At 71.0% G+C, this 21,688-nt stretch carries 18 protein-coding genes; 12 read left to right on the top strand and 6 right to left on the bottom strand.

The genetic code is table 11. The features are described 5' to 3' along the window. The first annotated feature begins 3 nt into the window (after nucleotides 1-3). The 9 genes from AB0C96_RS21140 to AB0C96_RS21100 all read left to right on the top strand — a co-directional run bounded on the left by AB0C96_RS21140 (nucleotide 4) and on the right by AB0C96_RS21100 (nucleotide 12,719). The gene (locus tag AB0C96_RS21140; RefSeq protein WP_362919207.1) at nucleotides 4-729 is read left to right on the top strand and encodes a class I SAM-dependent methyltransferase; all 726 of its coding nucleotides are present in this window, start codon (nucleotides 4-6) and stop codon (nucleotides 727-729) included. Then, nucleotides 726-5,567 carry an alpha-(1->3)-arabinofuranosyltransferase family protein gene (locus tag AB0C96_RS21135; RefSeq protein ID WP_362919206.1) on the top strand — a complete coding sequence of 1,614 codons (4,842 nt, stop codon included), beginning with the start codon at nucleotides 726-728 and terminating at the stop codon, nucleotides 5,565-5,567. The genes AB0C96_RS21140 and AB0C96_RS21135 overlap by 4 nt, the downstream gene beginning before the upstream one ends. Next, nucleotides 5,564-7,357 carry a condensation protein gene (locus AB0C96_RS21130; RefSeq protein WP_362919205.1) on the top strand — a complete coding sequence of 598 codons (1,794 nt, stop codon included), beginning with the start codon at nucleotides 5,564-5,566 and terminating at the stop codon, nucleotides 7,355-7,357. The genes AB0C96_RS21135 and AB0C96_RS21130 overlap by 4 nt, the downstream gene beginning before the upstream one ends. Next, a complete protein-coding gene (locus tag AB0C96_RS21125) occupies nucleotides 7,354-8,232 on the top strand; it encodes a class I SAM-dependent methyltransferase (protein WP_362919204.1) in 879 nt (292 codons plus the stop codon). Before AB0C96_RS21130 ends, AB0C96_RS21125 begins: the two co-directional genes overlap by 4 nt. A 312-nt stretch (nucleotides 8,233-8,544) precedes the next feature. After that, the gene (locus AB0C96_RS21120; RefSeq protein WP_362919203.1) at nucleotides 8,545-9,600 is read left to right on the top strand and encodes a DMT family transporter; all 1,056 of its coding nucleotides are present in this window, start codon (nucleotides 8,545-8,547) and stop codon (nucleotides 9,598-9,600) included. Nucleotides 9,601-9,612: 12 nt separating this feature from the next. Next, entirely contained in the window at nucleotides 9,613-9,837 is a 225-nt protein-coding gene (locus AB0C96_RS21115) for a Trm112 family protein (protein ID WP_362919202.1), read from the top strand. Beyond that, a complete protein-coding gene (locus AB0C96_RS21110) occupies nucleotides 9,834-10,685 on the top strand; it encodes an FkbM family methyltransferase (protein WP_362919201.1) in 852 nt (283 codons plus the stop codon). The genes AB0C96_RS21115 and AB0C96_RS21110 overlap by 4 nt, the downstream gene beginning before the upstream one ends. 139 nt (nucleotides 10,686-10,824) lie before the next feature. Continuing rightward, on the top strand, nucleotides 10,825-11,379 hold the full coding sequence (locus tag AB0C96_RS21105) for a hypothetical protein (protein ID WP_362919302.1): 555 nt from the start codon (nucleotides 10,825-10,827) through the stop codon (nucleotides 11,377-11,379). A 308-nt stretch (nucleotides 11,380-11,687) separates the two neighbouring features. Further along, nucleotides 11,688-12,719, top strand: coding sequence for a rod shape-determining protein (locus AB0C96_RS21100; protein WP_362919200.1), 1,032 nt, complete (start codon nucleotides 11,688-11,690; stop codon nucleotides 12,717-12,719). Nucleotides 12,720-12,913: 194 nt separating this feature from the next. Here AB0C96_RS21100 and AB0C96_RS21095 read toward each other — a convergent pair whose 3' ends face one another. The 4 genes from AB0C96_RS21095 to AB0C96_RS21080 all read right to left on the bottom strand — a co-directional run bounded on the left by AB0C96_RS21095 (nucleotide 12,914) and on the right by AB0C96_RS21080 (nucleotide 15,169). Continuing rightward, on the bottom strand, nucleotides 12,914-13,510 hold the full coding sequence (locus tag AB0C96_RS21095; RefSeq protein WP_362919199.1) for a histidine phosphatase family protein: 597 nt from the start codon (nucleotides 13,508-13,510) through the stop codon (nucleotides 12,914-12,916). A gap of 11 nt (nucleotides 13,511-13,521) precedes the next feature. Continuing rightward, nucleotides 13,522-13,914, bottom strand: coding sequence for a thioredoxin (gene trxA, locus AB0C96_RS21090; protein WP_362919198.1), 393 nt, complete (start codon nucleotides 13,912-13,914; stop codon nucleotides 13,522-13,524). 340 nt (nucleotides 13,915-14,254) lie between these two features. Continuing rightward, nucleotides 14,255-14,617: a cupin domain-containing protein gene (locus AB0C96_RS21085; RefSeq protein WP_362919301.1), complete on the bottom strand. Its 363-nt coding sequence runs from the start codon at nucleotides 14,615-14,617 to the stop codon at nucleotides 14,255-14,257. Nucleotides 14,618-15,016: 399 nt separating this feature from the next. After that, nucleotides 15,017-15,169 carry a hypothetical protein gene (locus AB0C96_RS21080; RefSeq protein ID WP_362919197.1) on the bottom strand — a complete coding sequence of 51 codons (153 nt, stop codon included), beginning with the start codon at nucleotides 15,167-15,169 and terminating at the stop codon, nucleotides 15,017-15,019. 17 nt (nucleotides 15,170-15,186) lie between these two features. Between AB0C96_RS21080 and AB0C96_RS21075 the strand changes: the two genes are divergently transcribed. Next, complete coding sequence (locus AB0C96_RS21075; protein WP_362919196.1) at nucleotides 15,187-16,062, top strand: glycosyltransferase family 2 protein; 876 nt, start codon at nucleotides 15,187-15,189, stop codon at nucleotides 16,060-16,062. A 164-nt stretch (nucleotides 16,063-16,226) separates the two neighbouring features. Continuing rightward, nucleotides 16,227-16,946, top strand: coding sequence for a GNAT family N-acetyltransferase (locus AB0C96_RS21070; RefSeq protein ID WP_362919195.1), 720 nt, complete (start codon nucleotides 16,227-16,229; stop codon nucleotides 16,944-16,946). A gap of 70 nt (nucleotides 16,947-17,016) precedes the next feature. Here the strand turns inward: AB0C96_RS21070 and AB0C96_RS21065 are convergent, their stop codons facing one another. Then, nucleotides 17,017-18,429, bottom strand: a complete 1,413-nt coding sequence (locus AB0C96_RS21065) for an amino acid permease (RefSeq protein WP_362919194.1) — start codon at nucleotides 18,427-18,429, stop codon at nucleotides 17,017-17,019. Between the two features lie 670 nt (nucleotides 18,430-19,099). Then, nucleotides 19,100-19,762 (bottom strand): hypothetical protein, encoded by a 663-nt coding sequence (locus tag AB0C96_RS21060; protein ID WP_362919193.1) that lies wholly within the window; start codon nucleotides 19,760-19,762, stop codon nucleotides 19,100-19,102. A 1,309-nt stretch (nucleotides 19,763-21,071) separates the two neighbouring features. Between AB0C96_RS21060 and AB0C96_RS21055 the strand changes: the two genes are divergently transcribed. Beyond that, complete coding sequence (locus tag AB0C96_RS21055; RefSeq protein ID WP_362919192.1) at nucleotides 21,072-21,599, top strand: hypothetical protein; 528 nt, start codon at nucleotides 21,072-21,074, stop codon at nucleotides 21,597-21,599. Nucleotides 21,600-21,688: the final 89 nt, after the last annotated feature.

Here is a 21,688-nt window from a genome sequence, read left to right as displayed (position 1 = left end):
CCGGTGCGCGACCCCTCGCTGCGCAGGTCCTACGCCCTCTTCCGCGCCTTCCTCCGGGAGCAGACCGACCCCGAGCACTGCTACCGGCTGCTCGCCGTCGACGCCGCCGACCAGGTCGAACGCCACCTCCCGCTGAGCGGCGCGGTGGTCGCCGACGTCGGCGGCGGTGCCGGCCACTTCACCGAGGAGTTCCGACGCCGCGGCGCACACGGCTACCTCTTCGAGCCGGACGCCGCCGAGCTGACCGCCCGCGGCACGGCCCCCGAGGGCGCGGTGATCGCCGACGGCTACCTGCTGCCCCTCGCCGACGGCGCCGCCGACGTCTGCTTCTCCTCCAACGTCCTGGAACACGTCGCCGACCCGCAGACCTTCCTCAGCGAAATGGTCCGCATCACCCGCCCCGGCGGGCTGATCTACCTCGCCTTCACCAACTGGCTCTCCCCCTGGGGCGGCCACGAAACCGCCCCCTGGCACTACCTGGGCGCCGAACGGGCCCGTAACCGCTACCACCGACGCACCGGTCGCGACGCCAAACACACCCTCGGCCAGAACCTCTTCGCCGTCCACATCGGCCCCACCCTGCGGCACGTCCGGACCCGGGACGACATCGCCCTCGTCACCGCACGCTCCCGCTACGCCCCGTTCCTCGCCGAACTCATCCCCCGTCTCCCGGGCATCCGGGAGTTCGCCACCTGGAACCTCCTCCTCATCCTCCGGCGGTTGCCATGACCCAGACCCTGCGGCCCTCCCCGTCCCCGGGTTCGCCCGACGCCGGCGACCGGCCACAGACCGCTCCCGCCCCGCCGCCACCCGGCCGGCCCCGGAGCCGCCGCTGGCTGCTGGCGTTCTGGGCGCTCGTCCTGGTCGGCTTCCTGGCACCCTCGCCCGGGAAGATGACGTTCGAGACCAAGCTGGGCGTCACCTACGCCCCCTGGAGGTTCCTCGCCGACCTCGGGCAGCTGTGGCACGACCAGGCCGGCTTCGGCGGTATCGCCGACCAGTACATCGGCTACGCCTTCCCCACCCTCCCGTACTACGGGTTGGCCGACCTGGCCCACGTCCCGGTGTGGCTCGCCGAGCGGCTGTGGATGTCGCTGATCGTCACCACCGCGTTCTGGGGCGCGCTCCGACTGGCCGAACGACTGCGCTTCGGCACCCCGCCGACCCTCCGTCGGCCTCCGCTGGGAGGCGCGCCCCTGCTGGCCGCCGCCTGTTACGCGCTCTGGCCGACCTTCACCATCGTCATCGGCTCCACCTCCGCCGCCGCGCTGCCCGGTGCCCTGCTGCCCTGGGTGCTGCTGCCGCTGACCAACCCGCACACCAGCGCCCGTACCGCGGCCACCCGCTCGGCGCTGCTGATCCCCTTCATGGGCGGCGTCAACGCGGCCTCGACGCTGGCCTCGTTGCTCACCGTCGGCCTGTACCTGCTCTCCCGTACGGGACCCCGCCGCACCCGGCTGCTCGCCTGGTGGTTACCCGGTGTCGTCCTCGCCACCGCCTGGTGGGTGGTGCCGCTGCTGCTCCTCGGCATCCACGGCGAGAACTTCATGCCGTTCATCGAGCAGGCCGACACCACCACCGGCACCATGTCCGCCACCGAACTGCTGCGCGGCGCCGGCAACTGGGTCGGCTACCTCAACTTCGGCAAGCCCTGGCTGCCGGCCGGCTGGACCATGACCGCCAACGCCTTCGCGGTGCTCGGCTCGGCGCTCGCCGCGGCGCTCGGCCTGGCCGGCCTGGCCCGCCGCGACCTGCCCGAGCGGCGCTGGCTGCTGCTCACCGTGCTGAGCGTTGCCCTCGTCACCCTGGCCGGGTACGGCGGCGCCCTCGGCGGCCCCCTCCACGGGGCCTGGCAGGACTGGCTGAACGGCTGGCTGCGGCCCTTCCGCAACATCTACAAGTTCACCCCGGGCCTGGCCCTCGCCCTCACCCTCGGGCTGGCCCACCTGCTCGCGGTCGCCGGCGCACGGGCCTTCGCCGCACGCGGCACCGGCGCCCGGGCCGCCGCCCCACCCAGCGCGGACGGACCGGCCACCGGGGAACCGGCCGCCGCCCCGCCACGCGCCTCCGCCGCACCGACCATCGCGACACCCGGCCCGCACGAACCAGCCACCGGCGGCCGCCACCACGGCCGCCGCGCCCCGGCCCGCCACCACGTCCTGACGCTGCTGACCGCGGTCCTCGTCCTGCCCGCCCTAGCCCTGCCGTTCCTCACCGGCACCGTCCTCCAACCCGGCGCCTTCACCTCGCTGCCCACCTCCTGGCAGCAGACCGCCCGCTGGCTCGGCCGGCACGCCCCGCACAGCCGCGCCCTGGTCGTCCCCGCCACCGCCCACGGCATCTACACCTGGGGCTCGCCCATCGACGAGCCCCTCGACGTCCTCGCCCGATCCCCCTGGGCACAGCGCGACTTCGTCCCCTTCGGCACCCCCGGCTCCCGCCGCGCCCTGGACGCCGTCGAGCAGGCCCTGCTCACCGGAGCCGAAGTCCCGGGCCTACGGGACTACTTGGCGCGGGCCGGGCTGTACGACGTGGTCGTCCGCAACGACCTCGACCCGGACCAGATCGGCTACGTCCCCCCGCAGACCGTCAAACGCACCCTGGAGGCCTCCGGCTACCGCAAGGTGGCCGCCTTCGGCCCACTGACCACCAGCGGCCGGATCCCCGCCGAGGCCCCCGTACAGATCCAGGGCCTCTACCCGCGCCAGCGCTCCGTCGAGATCTACCAGCCGAAGGGCACCCCCGAACCCGGCCGGGTCACCGCCAAGGCCGTCACCGACACCGCACAGCTCAGCGGCGGCCCCGAGGCCCTCCTCCAGCTGTCCGCCGACCCCACCCTCCGCAACCGCCCCACCGTGCTGACCGGCGACAACCACCCCGGCCTCGGCGCCGCGCCGCTCCAACTGACCGCCGACGGCCTGCGCCGCGCCGACACCCGCTTCGGACTCGTCAACAGCAACACGTCCTACACCTACACCGCCACGGAGACCAACCACCCCGACAGCGTCCAGGACCCCGGCCGGCCGCCCCGGCAGATCCTGCCCACCACCGGCATCGCCCACCAGACCACCGCGGTACTCCGCGGCGCGGCCTCCGTCACCGCCTCCACCAGCGGCAACTGGCTCTTCCACCTGCCCCAGTACGACCCGGTCAACGCCTTCGACGGGGACCCCGACACCGCCTGGGCCGAGGGCAGCGCCGGCGACCCCGTGGGCCAGTGGATCACCCTCACCTTCACCCGGCCGACCGCCGTCCCCGCCACGCTGTCCCTCACCCCCCTGCCCGGCGACGGGCTGCGCGCCGCCCCCACCTCCGTACGGATCCAGACCGACCGCGGCAGCACCGAGGACTCCCTGCGCCCCGACGGGACGAAGCAGCAGGTCAAGGCCCCACCCGGGGTCGCGAAGTGGCTGAAGGTGACGATCCTCGGCTCACAGACCCCGCGGGCCGGACTCTCCGGCGCCGGCTTCAGCGAGATCTCCGTCCCCGGCGTCCAGGTCACCCGGCTGCTGCAACTCCCCACCGACGCCCAGTCCTCGGACGCACCCGCCGAGACCGTCTCGCTGCACCGCGGCAGCGACCCGGGCGGTCTGTCACCGGTCTCCGCCGAGGTCGGGCTGCACCGCCAGTTCAGGACCGGCCACCCCGCCACGTACGCGATCTCCGGCACGGCGCTGCCCGTCCCCGGCCCCGAACTCGACCGGCTCCTCGACCGGATCGCACCCGACCAGAAGGACCGCATCACCGCCACCGCCGACTCCACCAGCTTCGGCTTCGGCCAGTCGCTCAGCCCCCGCAACCTCGTCGACGGCGACCTGACCACCGCCTGGATCGCCGGCGACAAACCCACCCTGCACCTGCGCTGGCCCGGCAAGAAGAAAATCGACCAGATCGTGTTGGCCGCCGCCGGCGGCATCTCCACCCGCCCGGAGCAGATCCTGATCAACTCACCGGACGGGGCGGCCACGGCAGGCGTCGACGAGAACGGCCAGGCCCGCTTCGACCCGATCACCACCGACCGGCTCGACATCACCATCAGCAAGGTCAAGGAGCTGACGCTCCACAACCCGGTCGCCGGCCAGGCCCTCCAACTCCCGGTCGGCCTCAGCGAGGTCTACATCCCGGCGCTCGACGCCTACCGCACTCCACCGCCGCCCGCCGGCGCCCGCTTCTCGGTCGGCTGCGGCCAGGGCCCGATGCTCGCCGTCGACGGCGTCCTGCACGCCACCAAGGCCTCCGGCTACGTACGCGACCTCACCGAACGCCGGCCGATCGACGTCCAGTTGTGCGCGGGCGAGGCCCCCGACGGCCGGCTGGAGCTGCCGTCCGGCCGACACCGCGTCGAGGCCGGCGACCAGGGACCGCTGGCGCTCACCGACGTCACCCTGCGACGGGGCGACCCGGCGACGCGGAACGACGACCCCCAGGCACCCGCCACCGGCTCCACCACCCGCACCACGACGCTTGCCGGCCCGGCCCGCACCACACCCTCCGCCGCCGACCCGGCCCGAACCACAGCCTCCACCGCCGACCCGGCCCGAACCAGGGCAACCGCCGGCCCGGCCCGGAAGGCCACCGCCGGCGAATGGTCCGGTGACCACCGCACCGTACGGATCGACGCCGGCGAGGCCGTCTACCTCCAGCTGTACGAGAACGCCAACGACGGCTGGCACGCCACGCTCCACGGACGGCAGCTGACCCCGCTACGGGTGGACGGCTGGCAACAGGCCTTCCTGGTCCCGGCGGGCGCGGGCGGCACCATCGAGCTGACCTACGCGCCGGCCACCGCCTACGACCTGGGGCTGATCGGCGGGGCGCTGGGCATCCTGCTGCTGATCGCCTCCGCCGCGGTCCGCGGCAAGCCGGAGAGCGAGCCGGCGGCGGCGCCTCCACCGTCCGTCACGCCCTCGTCATCGGCCGCGTACGAGGCCGAGCCGCCCGCACCGTCATGGGTGCTGGGTGTCGTGGCCCTCACCGCGGTGGTGGCACTGGCCGCGGGGCCGTACGCGGTGATCGTGCCGCTGCTGGCGCTGATGGCCCGCTTCCGGCCGTCGCTGCTGGTCCCGCTCGCGCTGGTGGCGATGCTGGGAGCCGGGGTCGTCGCGGCCTTCGGCGCCGGTGAGCCGACCGCCGACGACGAGGGTGCCTTCAGCGGTGTCGCGCAGGCGCTGGCGCTGCTGGGGTTGGCCGCGGCAGTGGTGACCGTACCGGCCCGCCCGGCGAGCCGTACCGAACCGGCCTCACCGCCGGCCTCACCGCCGGCCTCACCGCCGGCCTTCCCTCTGGCCGCACCACCTGCCTCACCACCGGCCTCCCCCTTGGCCACACCACCTGCCTCACCACCGGCCCCGCCCACTCCTCCTCCGTCGCCCGCTCCTCCTCCGCCCGCGCTGCCCCGGCGACCGCTGGGCCGAACCGATGAGCCCGGCGCGTCCAGTGTCGGCCGCCCCATCGTGGCCCGCGGACGAACCCGGGGCGCCGGCCCCAACTGGGCCGACCGCCGCCGCCCGACGGACAACGCCGACCACCGCCGGCCGCCGCGCAACGGGGAGGGCCCGACCCGATGACCGCACTGCATCCGGCCGCCGCCTCGCCCTCGTCCCCCTCGCCCGGCCCACCGCCCCGCCAACCCGCCATCGCCCGCGTCCCGTTCCCCCTGGTCGACGAGATCGCCCGGCACTGCCTGACGGACGACGAGCCGGAGACCGTACACATCGAGGTACACCTCCCCGGCCGCGTCGATCACGCCCGGATCCGCACCGCGTTCCACCAGGCGCTCGTCCGACACCCCCGCATCCTGATGCGCCAGGCGCCGGCCCGTTGGTGGCACCGCCACCACACCTGGCAGCTCACCGCCGCCCCGGACGTGGAACCTGTCGTCTTCCCACCACCAGGACCCGAAGCCCTCGCACGCGCCCGAGAACGCGCCCTCACCGACTGCCCACCCCTGGACTCCGCACCTCCGGTACGACTGGAGGTCATCGATGTCGTCGCCGACAACGACGGCACGGGCGGCACGGGCGGCACGGGCGGCACCAACGCTACCGACGGCATGAACGTCAGCGACTGCGACTGCGACTGCGACTGCGACAACGGCAACGGCAACGGCAACGGCAACGGCAACGGCAACCACCAACCGCAATCGCCGCCAACCGGCACCGTGCTGCTGCTCACGATCAACCACACCGCACTGGACGGCCCGGCCTGCCTGCGGGTACTGGCCACCGCCGCCGAACTCTACGGCGGCGCCGACAACTCCCCCCGCCCGTCCCCCGTACGCCTCTCGGGCCCCGAACACGGCCCCGGCCCCGGCGTCGCCCCGTACCCTGGCCCCGGCGCCGGCGGCGGCCATCGGAACGGCGAGGTCCCTCCGCCCGACGGCGACACTCCGCCCAGCGGCGGCACTCCGCCCGGCGGCAGGTTCCGCTTCCCCTCCCGACCGGCCCGCATCGCCGCAGACCACCACACGCCGAACCGGTTCCCCGCAGAAGACCGATCAACAAACAACAACGCCGATAACAACAGCCACAACAGCCCAGCGCCCCACACCCACACCCACACCCACACCCACGGCAACGGCAACGGCAACACCGAAACCAACAAAACCGGAAACGGCATGCTCCTCAGCGAGCTCCCCATCCCGGCCCGCCCGCCCCGGGACGGTGGCCGTTCCCCGTGCACCGTCAACGACCAACTCCTCGTCGCCACCTGCCTGACGCTCGCCCGCTGGAACCGGCTGCACAACAGCCGCACCACCCCCGTCACCATCACCATGCCCGTCGACGACCGGCCGCGCGGCCACGACATGCCCATCGGCAACGGCACCCGGCTGCTCACGGTCGGCTTCGGCCCCGAGGAGCGCGAGGACGCCGAACCGCTCTCCGCCGACCCGCCGGACCCGGACGCGGTAGCCCGCCTGCTCCGCCGTACCGCCGCACACACCCGCGCCCTCAAATCGGCCCCGCCCAGCCACCAACTAGGCCTCTCCGGAACGCTCCTGACCACCCCGGTCCTCCCCGTCGGCCTGCGCGGCGCCCTCACCCGCGCGCTCCGTACCGCCGCCGCCCCCTGGACCTCCACCACCCTCCTCTCCAACATCGGCCGCATCCCCTACCCGCTGGACTTCGGCGACGCCGGCCGCCCCACCGCGGTGTGGTTCTCCGCCCCGGCCCGCACCCCACGCGGCCTCACCATCACCACCGTCTCCGTCGGCGGACGCATCCAGCTCGCCCTGCGCTGGTCGCGCGCCCTGCTGGACGACTCGGCCGGCATCCGCCTCGGCGCGCTCTTCCGCTCCTCCCTCGCCGCCACCGCCTGGCCGGGCCCCGCCGCACCCCCCAAGGGAGCCCCCCGATGACCCACCCCACCACCGACCCCGGCCCCGGCTCCGGCCCCGGGCAAGTCTCCACAGTCAGCCCCGAAGACCACCTGGGACTACGTCACTTCTACGAAAACCCCGCCGTACCCGTCGCATCCGGCACCCCTCGCAGCCGACGCCAAGCGCAACTGCTCGCCCGCGCCCTGGGCCCCGCACGCTCGGGGGTGCGGCCCGCGATCGTCCTGGACGTCGGCTGCGGCGACGGCACCGCAGCGGCCACCGCTGCCGAGTTCCTCCCGGGTCACCGCCTCATCGGCGTCGACTGGTCCCAGGACGCGCTGCGCCGCGCCATGCCCCGTATCCCCTCCCCCACACCCGGCGACCTGACCGCCATACGCGGCGAACTGACCGACGGCGGCCTGCCGTTCGCAACGGGCTCGGCCGACGCCGTCCTCTTCAGCGAGGTCGTCGAGCACCTCGTCGACCCCGATGCCGCACTCGACGAACTGCACCGCGTACTGCGACCCGGCGGCCACCTCATGCTCTCCACCCCAAACCTCGCCGCCTGGTACAACCGCGGACTCCTGCTCGCCGGAATCCAGCCCGTCTTCTCGGAAGTGAGCCTGCGCCATATCCACGGCCGACCCGGCACCCAGGTAGTGGGCCATCTCCGCCTCTACACCGCCCGCGCCCTACGCAGCTTCCTCAACGCCTCCGGCTTCGAGGTCCTCCGGATCGCCGGCGCCCCGTACCACGACGTCCCCCGCCCCCTACGCCCCCTGGACCGGGCCGCCTGCCACGTCCCCGCCCTCTCCTCCATCCTCCTGGCCCACGCCCGCCGCCGCCCCCGACACCCCAACAACACCAGACCAGCTGAAACGAACCAACAGAACCGACCAACCACCAGAGAGTGACCAACCGCAGGAACAAACTACTCTCCGTAATCGTTGCCGGAATATAAGGAGGCGTCACAAGGCACAGCCAAGCGCAAACCGCAGGACAGGACAGACACCCGCACACAACCGACCACGCACACGGCCGGCAGAGAACAGAGGCAGGGACAAGGGCCCACGCCAGGACACGCCAGGGGCAGGGAACAAGCCAGGGCCCAAAGAGCCCAGGAACGCGCCCCTCAACAGGCCCGCACCGGAGACCCCATCGAGACCCCCATCAGCGACCCCCGCCCATCAACAGCGGGGCCCGCGAGGGAGGAAGGGAGTGGCACCATGCTGTGGTGGGGCGTGGCGTCCGCACTGCTGGCCAACGTCCTGTACAGCACCGGCTTCGTGCTGGAGAAACGCGCACTGGCCGGGCTGCCTGCACTGAGCACCCGCCAGCCCGCCCGGGTCATACGCCATCTCCTCTCCAGCCCGCTGTGGCTGGGCGGTTCACTCGCGCTGGCCGCCGGATTCGCCGCCCAGCTCGCCGTCTACCGCACCCTGCCCATCGCCGCCGCGCAGGGCATCTTCGTCTCGGGCCTGGTTCTGCTACTGCTCCTGTCCTCGGTCGTACTGGGCGAGCGGACCAGTGGCCGGGAGCGGCAGAGCATCGTGGCGATCCTCGTCGCGCTCGTACTGGTCGTCGCCTCCCTCCAGAGCGACGACACAGGCGCCATCGCACGCACCGCGCCACCCGCGACGTTGCTCGCGATCGCCGTACCGTCACTGGCCGCCGGGCTGTTGCTGTACCGCGCGGCGGAGCGGCGGGCCCTACGACGTCACCGACTGCCTACCGCCGGCGTCCCCTACGGGGTGGCCGTGGGTCTGCTCTACGGGGTGAGCTCGTTGGCCATCAAGGGCGTCTCCGGGCTGCTGACCACCCATGACGTCCCGGCCGCCGCCGCGCAACTGCTCCGCTCGCCGTACCCCTACCTGCTGCTCTTCACTGGAGCCACCGGTCTGGTGTTGTCCCAAACGGCGTTGCAGCGCTGCCGCGCCTCCGTGATCGTCCCGGTCTGTACGACCGTCACCTGTGTCTTCACCGTTGCCTGCGGGACGGTGGCGTTCGGGGAACCGCTGCCGGCCGATCCGCTGCGACTCGCACTGCGGCTGGGCGGCACCGCTGTCGCGCTGTCCGTCCTGCTCACCCTCCCTCGCCATGAGACGACAACCACCGCAGCGTCGCTACAGCCACAACATTCGCCACAGCCACAGCCACAGCCACAGCCACAACTGCAACCACAGGCACAGACACAGCCGCAGCCGCAGCCGCAGGCACAGGCACAGCGACAGCGACAGCGACAGCGACAGGCAGTTAAGGGTCCGTCGGAGTATTCGGAGTAGAGGAGTTGAGGGATGAAGCCGGATGATCCGTTGTTGAAGATTCTCGTGTGCCCGCTCGACAAGGGGCCGTTGGTCCTTCTCGCGGCCGATGACGTGCTCTACAACCCTCGGCTGCGGCGTCGTTATCCGATCCTCGACGGCATTCCCCAGCTCCTGCCGTCCTCCGGGGAGCAGGTCACCGACGCCGAGCACGACCGTCTGCTGCGCCGCCTCACCGACCAGGAGGCGCGGCCGTGACACTCGCCGCGCGGCTGGGGCGCTGGTTGCCGGGCCGGCTGGTGTCGGCGCTGGCGGCCGGGCTCTATCCGCGCTTCGAGCCGGAGCTGCGGCGGCTCGCCGACTTCTGCCCGCCGGGCGGCACGGCCGTCGACGTCGGTGGGTGGTACGGCCCGTGGACCCAACGACTGGCCCGGCGGGCGGACCGGGTCGTCACCATCGAGCCGGTCCCCCATCTGGCCCGTCTGATCGCGTCCGTCGCCCCGCCCCACGTCGATGTGGTCTCCGCCGCCGCCACCGACCACGCGGGGTGCGCCACGCTCTGGCTTCCGCCGGACGGGCGCGGCGACCGCGGGGTCTCCTCGCTCGTACGCCGCGAACTGCACTCGACCGCCCTCGACGTGCCATGCCTGCCGCTGGACACACTCGGTCTGGCATCCGTCACACTGATCAAAGTCGATGTGGACGGCGCGGAGCTGGCGGTGCTGCGTGGCGCAGAGTGCACCATCAAGCGTGAACTACCGTCATTGTTCGTGGAGTTGGAGACGCGGATCCAGCCTCTGACGCCCGTACTCGACTGGATGGCGGCGCACGGCTATCGCGGCTGGGTTCTCCCGCACGACCAGTGGCTTCCGCTGGACGACTTCGATCTGGCCGCCCATCAGTCCCGTACCTCCCATGTAGCCGAACACGGTCTGCTGCGCCGCTCGCTCGTGCCGCACCGTCGCTATGTCAATTCCGTGCTCTTCCTCCCAGAGGGCGACTGCCCCGGTCTCCTCGTCTCCCCTGGTTCCACCAGTGGCCGCAGCCGCCGGCCTCCTGGAGCCTCTGCCGTCGACGACCATGTCCCCCATGAACCCCGCCGCTGACCATGACCCGTCACCCAACAGCCCCACCGGACCCACCGGCTCAGCCGGCCCAGCCGGCCCTGTCAGTCCCTCTGGCCCCACTGGACACTCCACTCCCACTGGCCACTCCGGCTCCACCGGCCGCGGCGCCCCCGCTGGCCTGCCAGGACCGGTCGCCTTCCAGCTGGTACTGCTGCGCCGGATGGCCGATCACCACCCCGGCTTGGTCGAGGACGCGCTGCGCGAACTGGGCGTCTCCCGCGCCGACATGCGGGAGGCCAATCGCCGCTGGCAGGCACGGATGCACGCCCCTGGTGCGGGCGGCGTCCAGCCGTACCGCGCGCTGCTGGGCAGCCCGGAGACCGTCGCCCCTCGCCGGATCGGCGACCTGACCTGCGAGGCCCTGACCTGGCCGGTCCCCCTCTGGCCCGATCTACGATTCGAGGTGCTCACCGCCGCGCGGGGCACCGTATGGAACGCCTGGCTCGTCCGTGCCCCCGGCGCTCCCGCCCCCGAATTGCGGACGACCGCGGATCTGACCCCCTGGTCCTGCACCGTCGACGAGGTCGCCCGCGCCTTCGCCCCGGCCCGCCCGATGGAGGGCAGTGCCCCCACCCGCTGGCGCCTGGCCTGCACGGTCCCCGGCCCCGACGGCGCCCCGCAGGACATCGTCGCGGAATTCACCTGGGGCCTGTACCAGCGCCGGGTCGACTGAAGACGTTCGTCGAGCGGCGATCATCTGCCCTACGCCCGCCCTACGCCTGCCCTATGCCCGTGCACCTCGCTCACCGACCGCGCTCACCGCGCTCACCGCACTCACCCGTTCGCCTCGCCTCCCCCTCCCCGTCCCCCGACCGGACCCTCCCAACAGGCGAACCGCCGTGCGCGCCCAGAGGATGGCGCACGAGCGGTCCGTGTGGACGGGTCGCGCGAGCGCTCCGTCCATCTCGGCCCGTCGTCCGTCTCGGCCCAACGTCCGTCTCGGCCCAACGTCCGTCTCGGCCCATCGGGGAGGAATCACCCATGACCATCAGCCTCGCCCAACTGCGGCGCTGCTCGGCCGCCGTCGATCTCGGCGCGGCCCGGACCCGGGTGTATGTGAAGAACCAGGGGCTGGTGGTCGACGAACCGACCGTCGCCGCCGTCAACACCCGCACCGGTGCCCTACTGGCCGTCGGTGCCCAGGCCGAGTTGATGGACGGCCGCACCCCCGAATACATCCGGGTGGTCCGTCCAGTCGCCGGGGGCACCGTCGTCGACATCGACATGGCCCAGCGGCTGCTGCGCACCCTGGTCGGCGACAAGCTCCGCAAGACCTGGCGTCGCCGGCCCACAATGCGGGTCGCGGTGTGCCTCCCGTACGGGAGCGAGCCGCTGGCTCAGCGGGCGGCTGTGGAGACGCTCACCGGGCTCGGTGCGCGCCGGGTGGAGCTGGTCGACACGTTGGTGGCCGCCGCGGTCGGCTCGGGACTTCCGGTGGAGCAGCCGGAGGCGACCATGATCGTGGTGTGCGGCGCGGGGACGACGCAGGTCGCGGTGTTGTCGCTCGGTTCGATCGTGGCCGCGGAGACCGTGCCGGTGGGTGGCAACGCCATCGACCACGCCGTGATCCAGCATCTGCGGCTCCACCACGAGCTGATGCTGGCGGGCCAGTCCGTGCGTCCGCTGCAACTGATCCTCTCCGGGGGTGACGGGCGGACGCCGGGCTCCACGGAGGTGCACGGCCGGGACGTGGTCAGTGGCATGGCACGCTCCGTGCACGTGGACACCGAGCGGGTGCTGGAGGCGATCACGACTCCGCTGACCGCGATCCTCGACGGCATCGGGGCCGTACTGCGCCGCTGCCCGCCCGACCTCGTGGCCGACCTGGGGGAACGGGGCATCATGCTCGCCGGTGGCAGTGCGCTGATCCCGGGTCTGGAGCCGATGATCCATCAGGCCACCACCATGCCGGTGCACACCGCGGACCGCCCCGACATCTGCGCCGTCATGGGGCTGGGCGCCATGATCGAGGGCAAGGTGCAGCCGTTGCACTTCGATCCGATGGCGCCGTAGCTCCGTCGCCCCGAGCACTCCGCAAGGCCCAGGAGCGCCCACCGCCTACCAGCACCGCTACGAGCCCCGGCTACCAGCGCCGCCATGAGTTCCGGCTGCCAGCGCCGCCACGCGTTCCGACCATGGGCGCCGCCACGAGCCCCGGCTATGGGAGCCGCCACAAGCTCCGGCTACGGGCGCCGCCACGAGCTCCCTTATGAACTCCGCGCGTTCCAGGCCACCACCGCGGGGCGGTCGTGTTCGGTTCCCAGCACTCCGACCGCACCGGTCTCGAACGTGAACAGTCCACCCGCCGCGGCCGGCAGCCCCAGCCTGCGGGCGGCCAGGACCCGGAGGAAGTGCGCATGGGCCACCAGCGCCACATCGCCCCCCTCCGCCGCGAGCTGCGGCGCGATCCGGGCCAGTACCCGGTCGGCGCGCGCCCCGACCTGCTCGGGTGTCTCCCCGGGGTGCTCCTCGGGGCCGGGGGCGACGCCGTCGGAGAAGAGGTACCAACCGGGTCGGTCACGGTGGATCTCGGCGGTGGCGATGCCCTCGTAACCGCCGTAGTCCCATTCCCGCAGGTCGGGGTCGATCTGGGGGCGCGGGAGACCGGCCAGCTCGGCGGTGCGCTGGGCCCGCAGCATGGGGCTGGCGTACACCCGTCCGATCTTCCGGCCCGACAGCAGCGGCCGCAGTGCGCGGGCCTGTGCCTCGCCTTTGGGGGTCAGCGGCAGATCGGTCCAACTGGTGTGCCGGCCGTTCCGGCTCCACTCGGTCTCGCCGTGCCGGACCAGAAGTAGCTCGCTCACGGCGCCTGAGCCTACTGGCCCTGTCCGGCCTGCGCCTGCTCGCTCTGCTGGGCCTCGGCGACCGAGGCCCGGACCTCGTCCATGTCCAGCGCGCGGGCCTGGCCGATGACGTCCTCCAGGGCGTCCGCCGGCAGCGCACCCGGCTGGGCGAACACGGCGATGTTGTCCCGGACGATCATGACGGTCGGGATCGAGCTGATCTGGAAGGCCTGTGCCAGCTCGGGCTGCGCCTCGGTGTCGACCTTGGCGAAGACCAGGTCGTCGTGCTTCTCGGACGCGCGCTCGAAGATCGGGCCGAACTGCTTGCAGGGGCCGCACCACTCCGCCCAGAAGTCGATCAGGACGAAATCCTTGCCGGAGACGATCTCGTCGAAGTTGTCCTTGGTGAGCTCAACGGTGCTCATGCGCGTGTCCCTGCTTCCGGTCTGTCGAGGGTTTTCTGGTGGGTCCGTGGTCCGGGTGTGCCTGTGGTCCCTGGCTGTGGGAACAGGATCGATCCCGTGACGTATTCCGTGCGCCGGACGCTCTCGCTTCCGTGCGCCGGGCCGTCCGCTTCCGTACGCCGGACCGTCCGGCTCCCCTGCCCAGCGAACGCGTTCCTAGACATCCGATCCGCGGGGAATCCAGGAGAATCCACATGTGTCGCTCGTCACCAGGTCCCCGGACCTGGACGGGTCCCGGGACCTGGTGATGAGCGGGCGCGGTCTGCGGGCGCGGTCTGCGGGCGCAGTCCTGCCGTGTCGGCTAGTCCTTCGCCTTGGCGTACTCCGTCGCCATCGCACCGGCGAAGTCGTACTCCACGACCTGTTCGTCGCCGACGACCCACGCATCGTGGCCGGGCGGGCAGACGAAGACGTCGCCGGGGCCCAGCTCGGACTCCGCGCCGTCGTCCATCCGTACGCGCAGACGTCCTTGGACGACGAAGCCGTTGTGGTGGATCTGGCAGCTGTCGGTGCCGGCGATCGGGCCCACCGACTCCGACCAGCGCCAGCCGGGCTCGAAGGTGACCACGGCGAAGTCCAGCCCGGTCAGGTGCACGGCTTCGAGGTGGCCACGGGGGAAGTCGCGCCGCTCGTCCGGCTTGTCGATCGTCTTGACCTCCATCATGGGGGCTTCCATGGCGGCTTCCATGAGGTTGCTCCCTTCACCCCCCGTCGGCCCGTCCGCGAGTACCCCTGGTCCTTCCATGGTGCGCCCATGGTGTCCGCATGCGCTGCGTGAGGGTTCCTACCGGTGCGTACGACGGAAGCGCTCCGGCTCGCACGCCGGAGGGTGTCCCGGGCCCGTACGCCGGGAGTGCCCTGGCTCCTACGACGAGGTGTCGCCGGGCGGGTGCCGTAGCGCGCGATCGCCCACCCCGACGGCTAGCATCCCGAAAGGCCACCAAGACCGTTCAAGACCGCCAAGACCACCAAGACCCTCACCAAGTACCCAGCCGAGACTCGTCAGCCGAGGTCGCCGCGGTGCCGCGACCGCCAGGAACGTCAGCGCCGTGAGCAACGTCTTCTAGGTCGAGAAGCCGAGACCACCGAGGCGGCCACGACCACCACCGGGCTCGTCCGGCCCACCGAGCCGGACGGACCGACCGACCTCGCCGACCTCGTCGAGCGCGTCGAACCGCCGAGCCCGTCGAGCCGTCGAACCCGTCGAGTCCGCCAAGAACGGAGCATCCTACTGTGCGTCATCTGCGCGTAGGCGTCGCCATCTTGACCATGGGAAACCGTCCCGCCGAACTCCACGCACTGCTGGATTCGGTGGCCAAGCAGGACCTCCGGCCGGCCCACGTCGTGGTCGTCGGGAACGGTTCGCCGCTGCCACCGCTGCCGCACGGCGCGATGGGCATCGAGCTGAGCGAGAACCTGGGTGTGTCCGGCGGCAGAAACGTCGCCCTCGACGAGCTGCGCAAGCTGGGAGACGTGGACGTGGTGGTCGGCCTGGATGACGACGGGCTGCTGATCAGTCCGGACGTCTTCAGTCGGCTCGCGGAACTGCACGGCAGCGACCCGGAGTTGGGCATCGTGAGTTTCCGCATCGCCGATGAGCTGGGCCGTACCCAGCGCCGGCACGTGCCCCGCCTCCGCGTCGGCGACCCGCAGCGCGGCGGTCTGGTGACGACGTTCCTCGGTGGCGGGCACTCGTTGTCGGTGCCGATGCTGGACCGGATCGGCGGCTGGCCCGACGACTTCTTCTACGCGCACGAGGAAACCGACCTGGCCTGGCGGGCGTTGGACGACGGCTGGCGCATCCGTTACGCGCCGGAGATCGTGTTGCAGCACCCGTACACCTCGCCGACCCGGCACGCCGTCTACCACCGCATGGTCGCCAGGAACCGCGTATGGCTGGCGAAGCGCCATCTGCCGGCGATCCTGGTGCCGCTCTACCTGGGCGTATGGGCGCTGCTGACGGCCGTACGCAGCCGCTCGGTGGCGGGCATGCGGGCCTGGGCGGCCGGCTTCGCCGAGGGGGTACGGACGCCCTGCGGACGGCGGCGGCCGATGCGCTGGCGGACGGTGTGGCGGATGACGCGGCTGGGCCGCCCACCGATCATCTAGCGACCATGGGGGCGTGGGCCGGTAGCGACCCTGGGGGCGTGGCCGGTAGCGACCCTGGGGGCGTGGGCCGGCGGCGCTCGGACGTGGGACCGGGCGGGGCGCGCAGCCGGTCACGGCGGGAAAACCGGGTGGTCCGGCACGGGACGAGTGGGCACAATCGCCGCGTGCAGCTGCTCTCCTTTCCCGAAGCCGCGACCCCACCCGAGCTCCGTGCGCAGGTGCGGGAACTCCATCAGGAGGCGTGGCCCGCGCCCGAATCCCCGGCCGACCCCGCGCCCGAGCCGCCGGCCGGCGCGTCGGCCGCTACGGGAGCCGGCGACAGCGCCGGACCCCACGACAACGTCCGCCAGGGCCTCGGCCTCCACCACGACCCGGCGTTGCGCCCCGTGTCGATGCTGCTGGTGGACGAGGGCACGGTGCTGGCCGCCCTGGACATCCTCTCCAAGCCGATCGTGCACGCCGGCCGTCGGTTCCTTGCCGGCGGGCTGAGCACCGTGGTGACCCGACAGGCCGTCCGCGGCCGGGGGCACGGCCGTCGCCTGGTGGCCGCCGCCCACCAGGTGATGGCCTCCGCGGACCCGGGCCCGACCCCGGACCTCCGCCTCGACCTGGACCTCCGCCTCAACCTGGACCTCCGCCTCGACCTGGGGCTGTTCACCTGCGACCGGCCGCTCCAGGGCTTCTACGAGAGTGCGGGCTGGCACGTGCTGCCCGGAGCGGTGCTCGTCGGGGGAACGCCCCAGGCTCCCTTCCCCAGTGACCAGCCCGGTTTCGACAAGGTCACCATGGCGGACTTCTTCTCCCCCGCGGCCCGGCAAGCCCGCGCCGCGTTCCGGAACACCCGCCTCGCGCTGTACCCGGGCGACATCGACAAGCTCTGGTGACGAGGCGCCCCGGCGCCGGAGACGGCCCACCCGCCGCCGGGGCCCCCGCTCAGCAGCAGCCGCGCCCCTCTCAGCGGGAAACCGAGGCCCTGCGGTCCCGGCGCTGCTTGAGGTGGCCGGCGCCCGCCAGTGCCGCCACGACGAGGGCCGTGCCGACGAGCTGTTGACGGCCGTCGTGGTTGGCGGCCATGACGCCGAAGACGCCGAGGATGGCGGCGAACGCCAGCCAGGTCAGGTAGGGGAAGCCCCACATCCGTACGGAGAGCAGTTCGGGGGCCTCGCGCTCCAGGCGGCGGCGCATCTTCAGCTGGGTGAGGCAGACGATGGACCAGACGACCAGCACCGAGCAGCCGGCGATGTTGAGCAGCCAGGCGAACACGGTGGTCGGCCAGACGATGCCGGCGATCACGGCTGCGAAGCCGAACATGCAGGACGCCAGTACCGCCGCCGCCGGCACGCCCCTGGTGACCTTGCCCAGGAAGCGCGGGCCCTGGCCCCGGCTGACGAGGGAGTACGCCATGCGCGACGAGCCGTAGATGTTGGCGTTCATCGCGGAGAGCAGCGCCACCAGCACCACGATCTGCATGATCGTGCCGGCCGCCGGGATGCCGAGCCGGTCGAGCACCGTGACGTACGGGCCGTTCGTGGCGACCTTCGGGTCGTTCCACGGCACCAGCGTGACGACCACGGCCATGGAGCCGATGTAGAAGACGGCGATGCGCCAGACGGCGGTGCGGACGGCGCGGGCCACGTTCCGGCTGGGGTTGTCCGACTCCGCCGCCGCGATGGTGACGGTCTCCAGGCCGGCGAACGCGGAGATGGCGGTCAGCAGCCCGGCGGCGAGTCCGGCGGCGCCGGTCGGGAAGAAGCCGCCGTGGTCGGTGAGGTTGCTGGTGCCGGGTGCGTCGCCGAACACCCCGAGGATGCCCAGTACGCCCAGCACCAGGAAGGCGACGATCGTGGTGACCTTGATGGCGGCGAACCAGAACTCGAACTCGCCGAAGTTCTTGACCGCGGTCAGATTGCTGGCGCAGAAGAACACCATGAAGATCGCCACCCAGCCGTAGGCGGGGATGAACGACACCCAGGTGTGCATGATCGTGCCCGCCGCGGTGGCCTCGGCGGCCACGCCCGCGCAGAGCATCAGCCAGTACATCCAGCCCGAGGTGGCCCCTGCCCAGGAGCCGAGTTCCTGCTCGGCGTGCACCGAGAACGAGCCGGTGGAGGGCCGGGCCGCGGACATCTCGCCGAGCATCCGCATGATCAGCATGACCAGCGCGCCGGCCCCCACGAAGAGGAGGATGATGGCCGGCCCCGCCGCGGCGATGCTGGCACCGGAGCCCACGAAGAGCCCCGCGCCGATGACCCCGCCCAGCGCGATCATCGACAGATGGCGCTGCTTGAGGCCGTGCGACAACACGGATTCGCCGTTCTGCACGGCCTGCGGGGAGTGCTGGGGTGATCGGGAGGTTGTCCGACTCATGGTCGTGCCTGTTCATTGCTTGAGACGTTCGGTGAGCCGGACGAGTGTGCGGGCGCGCGGTGCGCGAACGAGGTGAACGCCCGCTATTCGGACCTTTCCCTCACGTGCAGTGAGGAGGTGATCACCCTTTGGCCGCGCACCCGACGTGCCGACTTCACGCACGACATGTCGGCTCCAAGCTCACTGCACGGAGCCGGCGTTCACCCGACGCAGGTCGCGTATGCCTGCTTCACGCGCGGGGACAACGGCTTGGGATCGGCTCGACGCGCCCATCCACGCCGCCAGCCCTGCATCTGCGGGTGGGCCGTGAACCGCACGCCGCGCTCCGTGATCGAGTCGGCCGTGGCGCGCACGTCGGTGCCGTCGAACCGAATGCCGGTGTCAACGCCCGCCGTTGCACCCATACGGTCGTTCCGTGCAGCAGGGTCCCGTAGAAACGCCCTCCGGGGAGAACCATTGGGTGGGGCGGGTGGAACTCGAACCCACAGCCGACGGATTCCGAGTCCCATCAGGGCCATTCGACCCTTTACCGATCTTGCCGCAGACCGCCTGTTGCTGCAGGTCAGAGCCGCATTTCTGCACGTCCGAGCCCCTTGCTTTTCCGGCTTGCCCCGTGCCCTTCCGGTCCCTTGCGGGCCCCTGGGCACATGGCGATTCCGGCTTATGCGTCTTACGGGAGGACAAGGGCGAGAAGGATGTCAACCGCCAAGCCGATGGCACCGGTGATCGCCAGCCACTTCGAGAATCTGCCGGTCCATGTCCCGCGCGCCTCCGTCAGGGGACTGCGGCGCTCCCTGCGCATCATTCCCGGCCCGATCCCAAGGACGGCGCAGGGCAGCATGACAGAGGCCAACAGCAGCCCGGCGAAGGCGAAGGAGAGAAATCCCCAGGGCGAGCTGTGGCCGGGGCGCAGATACTCGCCGGTGCCCTGCCGGACCTCGATCACCTCGCCCGGCCGTAGCGTCCACGACGCGATGCGCGCCCGCGCGCCCCCTCCGCCGCCGTCCTCGCCACCCCGCCGATCGCCAGCCCGGTCGCCGTCCGCCCCTCGGCCACCGTCTGGCCGGAAGACCCCCTCGCAGTCCCGTGATGGCCCGGAGTGGGCTCCGCCCGGATGCTTCTGGCACGCGCTGATGGTCAGCGTGCCATGGGTGCCCGCGAGCCCGGTGGCGACGGCTGCGTTGGTCGCACCGTAGTAGCACAGAGCGAGGGCGAGAAGGAGACCAAAGGCCCCGAGTGCGTAACCGCCCGGACTGCCCCGGCGGCGAACGGCCGGATCATCGCCTTGCCCGAGCACGCTTCCCTGGTGATTGCCAGAACCCCCGAACGTCATGGACACGGAGCCTATCCACGCCCCCACCCTCGCTCCGTACCCCCCGCCACAGCGTTCGGCCATGGTCACCGAAGGGCTGAGTACAGAGACCAGGCGCCCGCCCAGCGCGGGGCCTTGCGGAAAACGTCGGTGAATATTTTGCACAAGTAGTCGACTCCGCCCGGCCCGGTGGGGTGCCGCTCAGGGACGCGAAGCCGCTGCGCCGACCTAACGCCGCAGGCCGGCGACAGGCGGCAACAGCCGTGGTCCCGGAGCGGGGCTCAAGCGCCACCTCTCGATCGACACCCTTGGCCTGTTTCTGGCAGCCCGCTCCAACCGCTTGCGCAGGACCAAGGTCAGTCGCGCACGTCCCGCTGCCGCACAGCTGGCACCACCGACGATCACCGCCGGTAGGCAATGAAGAGGTCGATCCGCCGTGCAGACTGTCCCAGTCTTCAGCACATATAACCATTGATGCGAACTAGGTGCACCAAATCCACCCGCCAACACGGGAAAGTCCTTATTGGAGCAAATTAAACTTGGCGCATTACCGACTCACCATCCTTGACCAGAAACGTCCCGGCCGATAGCTTCGCCGCGGTCAAGGGGGATACGAGTTGTTTGCTATGCGACGCCAAGCACCACCATCAGCTCCTTTTGTCGCCCGTCGCGCCTGTCTACGAATCGACCAACCCCCACCACGTCACCTTTAAGTCCATGCCAGCCTTAGGTTGACCAACTAAAGGCACGTATTCGCTGCGCGAATAGCTGCGATTTCCACGGACTGACGGTCGACGCAACAGCGAAGGGGGTTAAGCGTTGCAGATATCTCGCGACCGGTTCAAGCATGTACTTTTCCCACTGCCGGGATGGATTTTCGCCATCATCACCGCAATTGGTCCGGCCTGGTGGCCTCCGGCGCTCGGGTGGGCTTTGATCGGAATCTCGATCATCTTCTGGTTGACGCTCGAACTGAAGCATTCAGAACGCGAGGGGCACCGGAAGTAATTTGCCACCGCCGCGCCGCGCCGATATTGGCAACGAGGCCACGGGATGCATCGCGTCCCCTCGAAAAGCGGGCACTTGCGCTTGGCATGGAGGAGCGGGGCCATTGACCTCAGCCTTGCGCTTGTTCGTTACGTTTCAGGATGTGATGCAGTATCACCCTGCGCCACAAAACGACGATTAGTTCCAACAGGGGGTTGCATTGAATTCGCCTCGAAACGGCATTGACCCGAGGCAGAGGTTCGCAGACGGCCTGAAGTACCTGAAGGATAACTTCGCACAGTCGTCCTCCGAGTTATCCTCCAAAGGTCAGGCACTCGCCACCATGCGGGACAAGATCACTCAGAGCACAATTCCACTGCACTTGCCCAGTGGAGCCAACCTGTCTCCCGAAAAAGTCCGGGTTCTGACCGGCTCCGTTGGTGAAATCGTGATCGCGCACATTGAAGGCGGCGGCCTTGCCGAACAGAGCGCCGTGGTGACGCAGATCGGCCACGACTCCTCTATCCATACTGTCGAAACCCACTTCATCCCGATCGATGGGGAGTCTGGGCGCATCAAGCAGTGGGTGGATGGGCACTTCAAGATCGATAAGGCCATATCCAAAGAAGGAGCGGTTCTCGATCGAAGCGACGCGATTGTCGACAGCCAGGTAGTTCGACCCATGGACTGGTGGGACGATATCCAGCAGTGCATCGATGACGCAGGCGTCCCAAACTGGGTGTTCAACGCCATCTGGGTTGCTTGTGGCGTTGCATGTGTCCTCACCGCTGGCGGTGGATGTCTTGCATGCGCACTCGGCGTCGCCGGCATCTACGGTGACAAGGTAGCTAATTGCATCGGCGCCTACTGAGGTTGAACTCGTGGTGTCGTGCCGTTGCTCAGGTAGGTCTGATGGACAGGCCGGTCTCGGCGAGGCAGCCGTCTATGAGGTCGCTGCGG

The sequence above is a fragment of the Streptomyces sp. NPDC048506 genome, assembly GCF_040651315.1.
In the GTDB taxonomy this organism is placed as follows: domain Bacteria; phylum Actinomycetota; class Actinomycetes; order Streptomycetales; family Streptomycetaceae; genus Streptomyces.
This window is presented reverse-complemented; position numbering and strand designations above follow the sequence as displayed.

Coding starts and splice junctions, on each gene's coding strand:
- trxA (WP_362919198.1), bottom strand. CDS start 13,914: ATGAGCACCGTTGAGCTCACCAAGGACAACTTCGACGAGATCGTCTCC.
- AB0C96_RS21065 (WP_362919194.1), bottom strand. CDS start 18,429: ATGAGTCGGACAACCTCCCGATCACCCCAGCACTCCCCGCAGGCCGTG.
- AB0C96_RS21135 (WP_362919206.1), top strand. CDS start 726: ATGACCCAGACCCTGCGGCCCTCCCCGTCCCCGGGTTCGCCCGACGCC.
- AB0C96_RS21085 (WP_362919301.1), bottom strand. CDS start 14,617: ATGATGGAGGTCAAGACGATCGACAAGCCGGACGAGCGGCGCGACTTC.
- AB0C96_RS21115 (WP_362919202.1), top strand. CDS start 9,613: ATGAAGCCGGATGATCCGTTGTTGAAGATTCTCGTGTGCCCGCTCGAC.
- AB0C96_RS21100 (WP_362919200.1), top strand. CDS start 11,688: ATGACCATCAGCCTCGCCCAACTGCGGCGCTGCTCGGCCGCCGTCGAT.
- AB0C96_RS21060 (WP_362919193.1), bottom strand. CDS start 19,762: ATGACGTTCGGGGGTTCTGGCAATCACCAGGGAAGCGTGCTCGGGCAA.
- AB0C96_RS21125 (WP_362919204.1), top strand. CDS start 7,354: ATGACCCACCCCACCACCGACCCCGGCCCCGGCTCCGGCCCCGGGCAA.
- AB0C96_RS21120 (WP_362919203.1), top strand. CDS start 8,545: ATGCTGTGGTGGGGCGTGGCGTCCGCACTGCTGGCCAACGTCCTGTAC.
- AB0C96_RS21055 (WP_362919192.1), top strand. CDS start 21,072: ATGCGGGACAAGATCACTCAGAGCACAATTCCACTGCACTTGCCCAGT.
- AB0C96_RS21130 (WP_362919205.1), top strand. CDS start 5,564: ATGACCGCACTGCATCCGGCCGCCGCCTCGCCCTCGTCCCCCTCGCCC.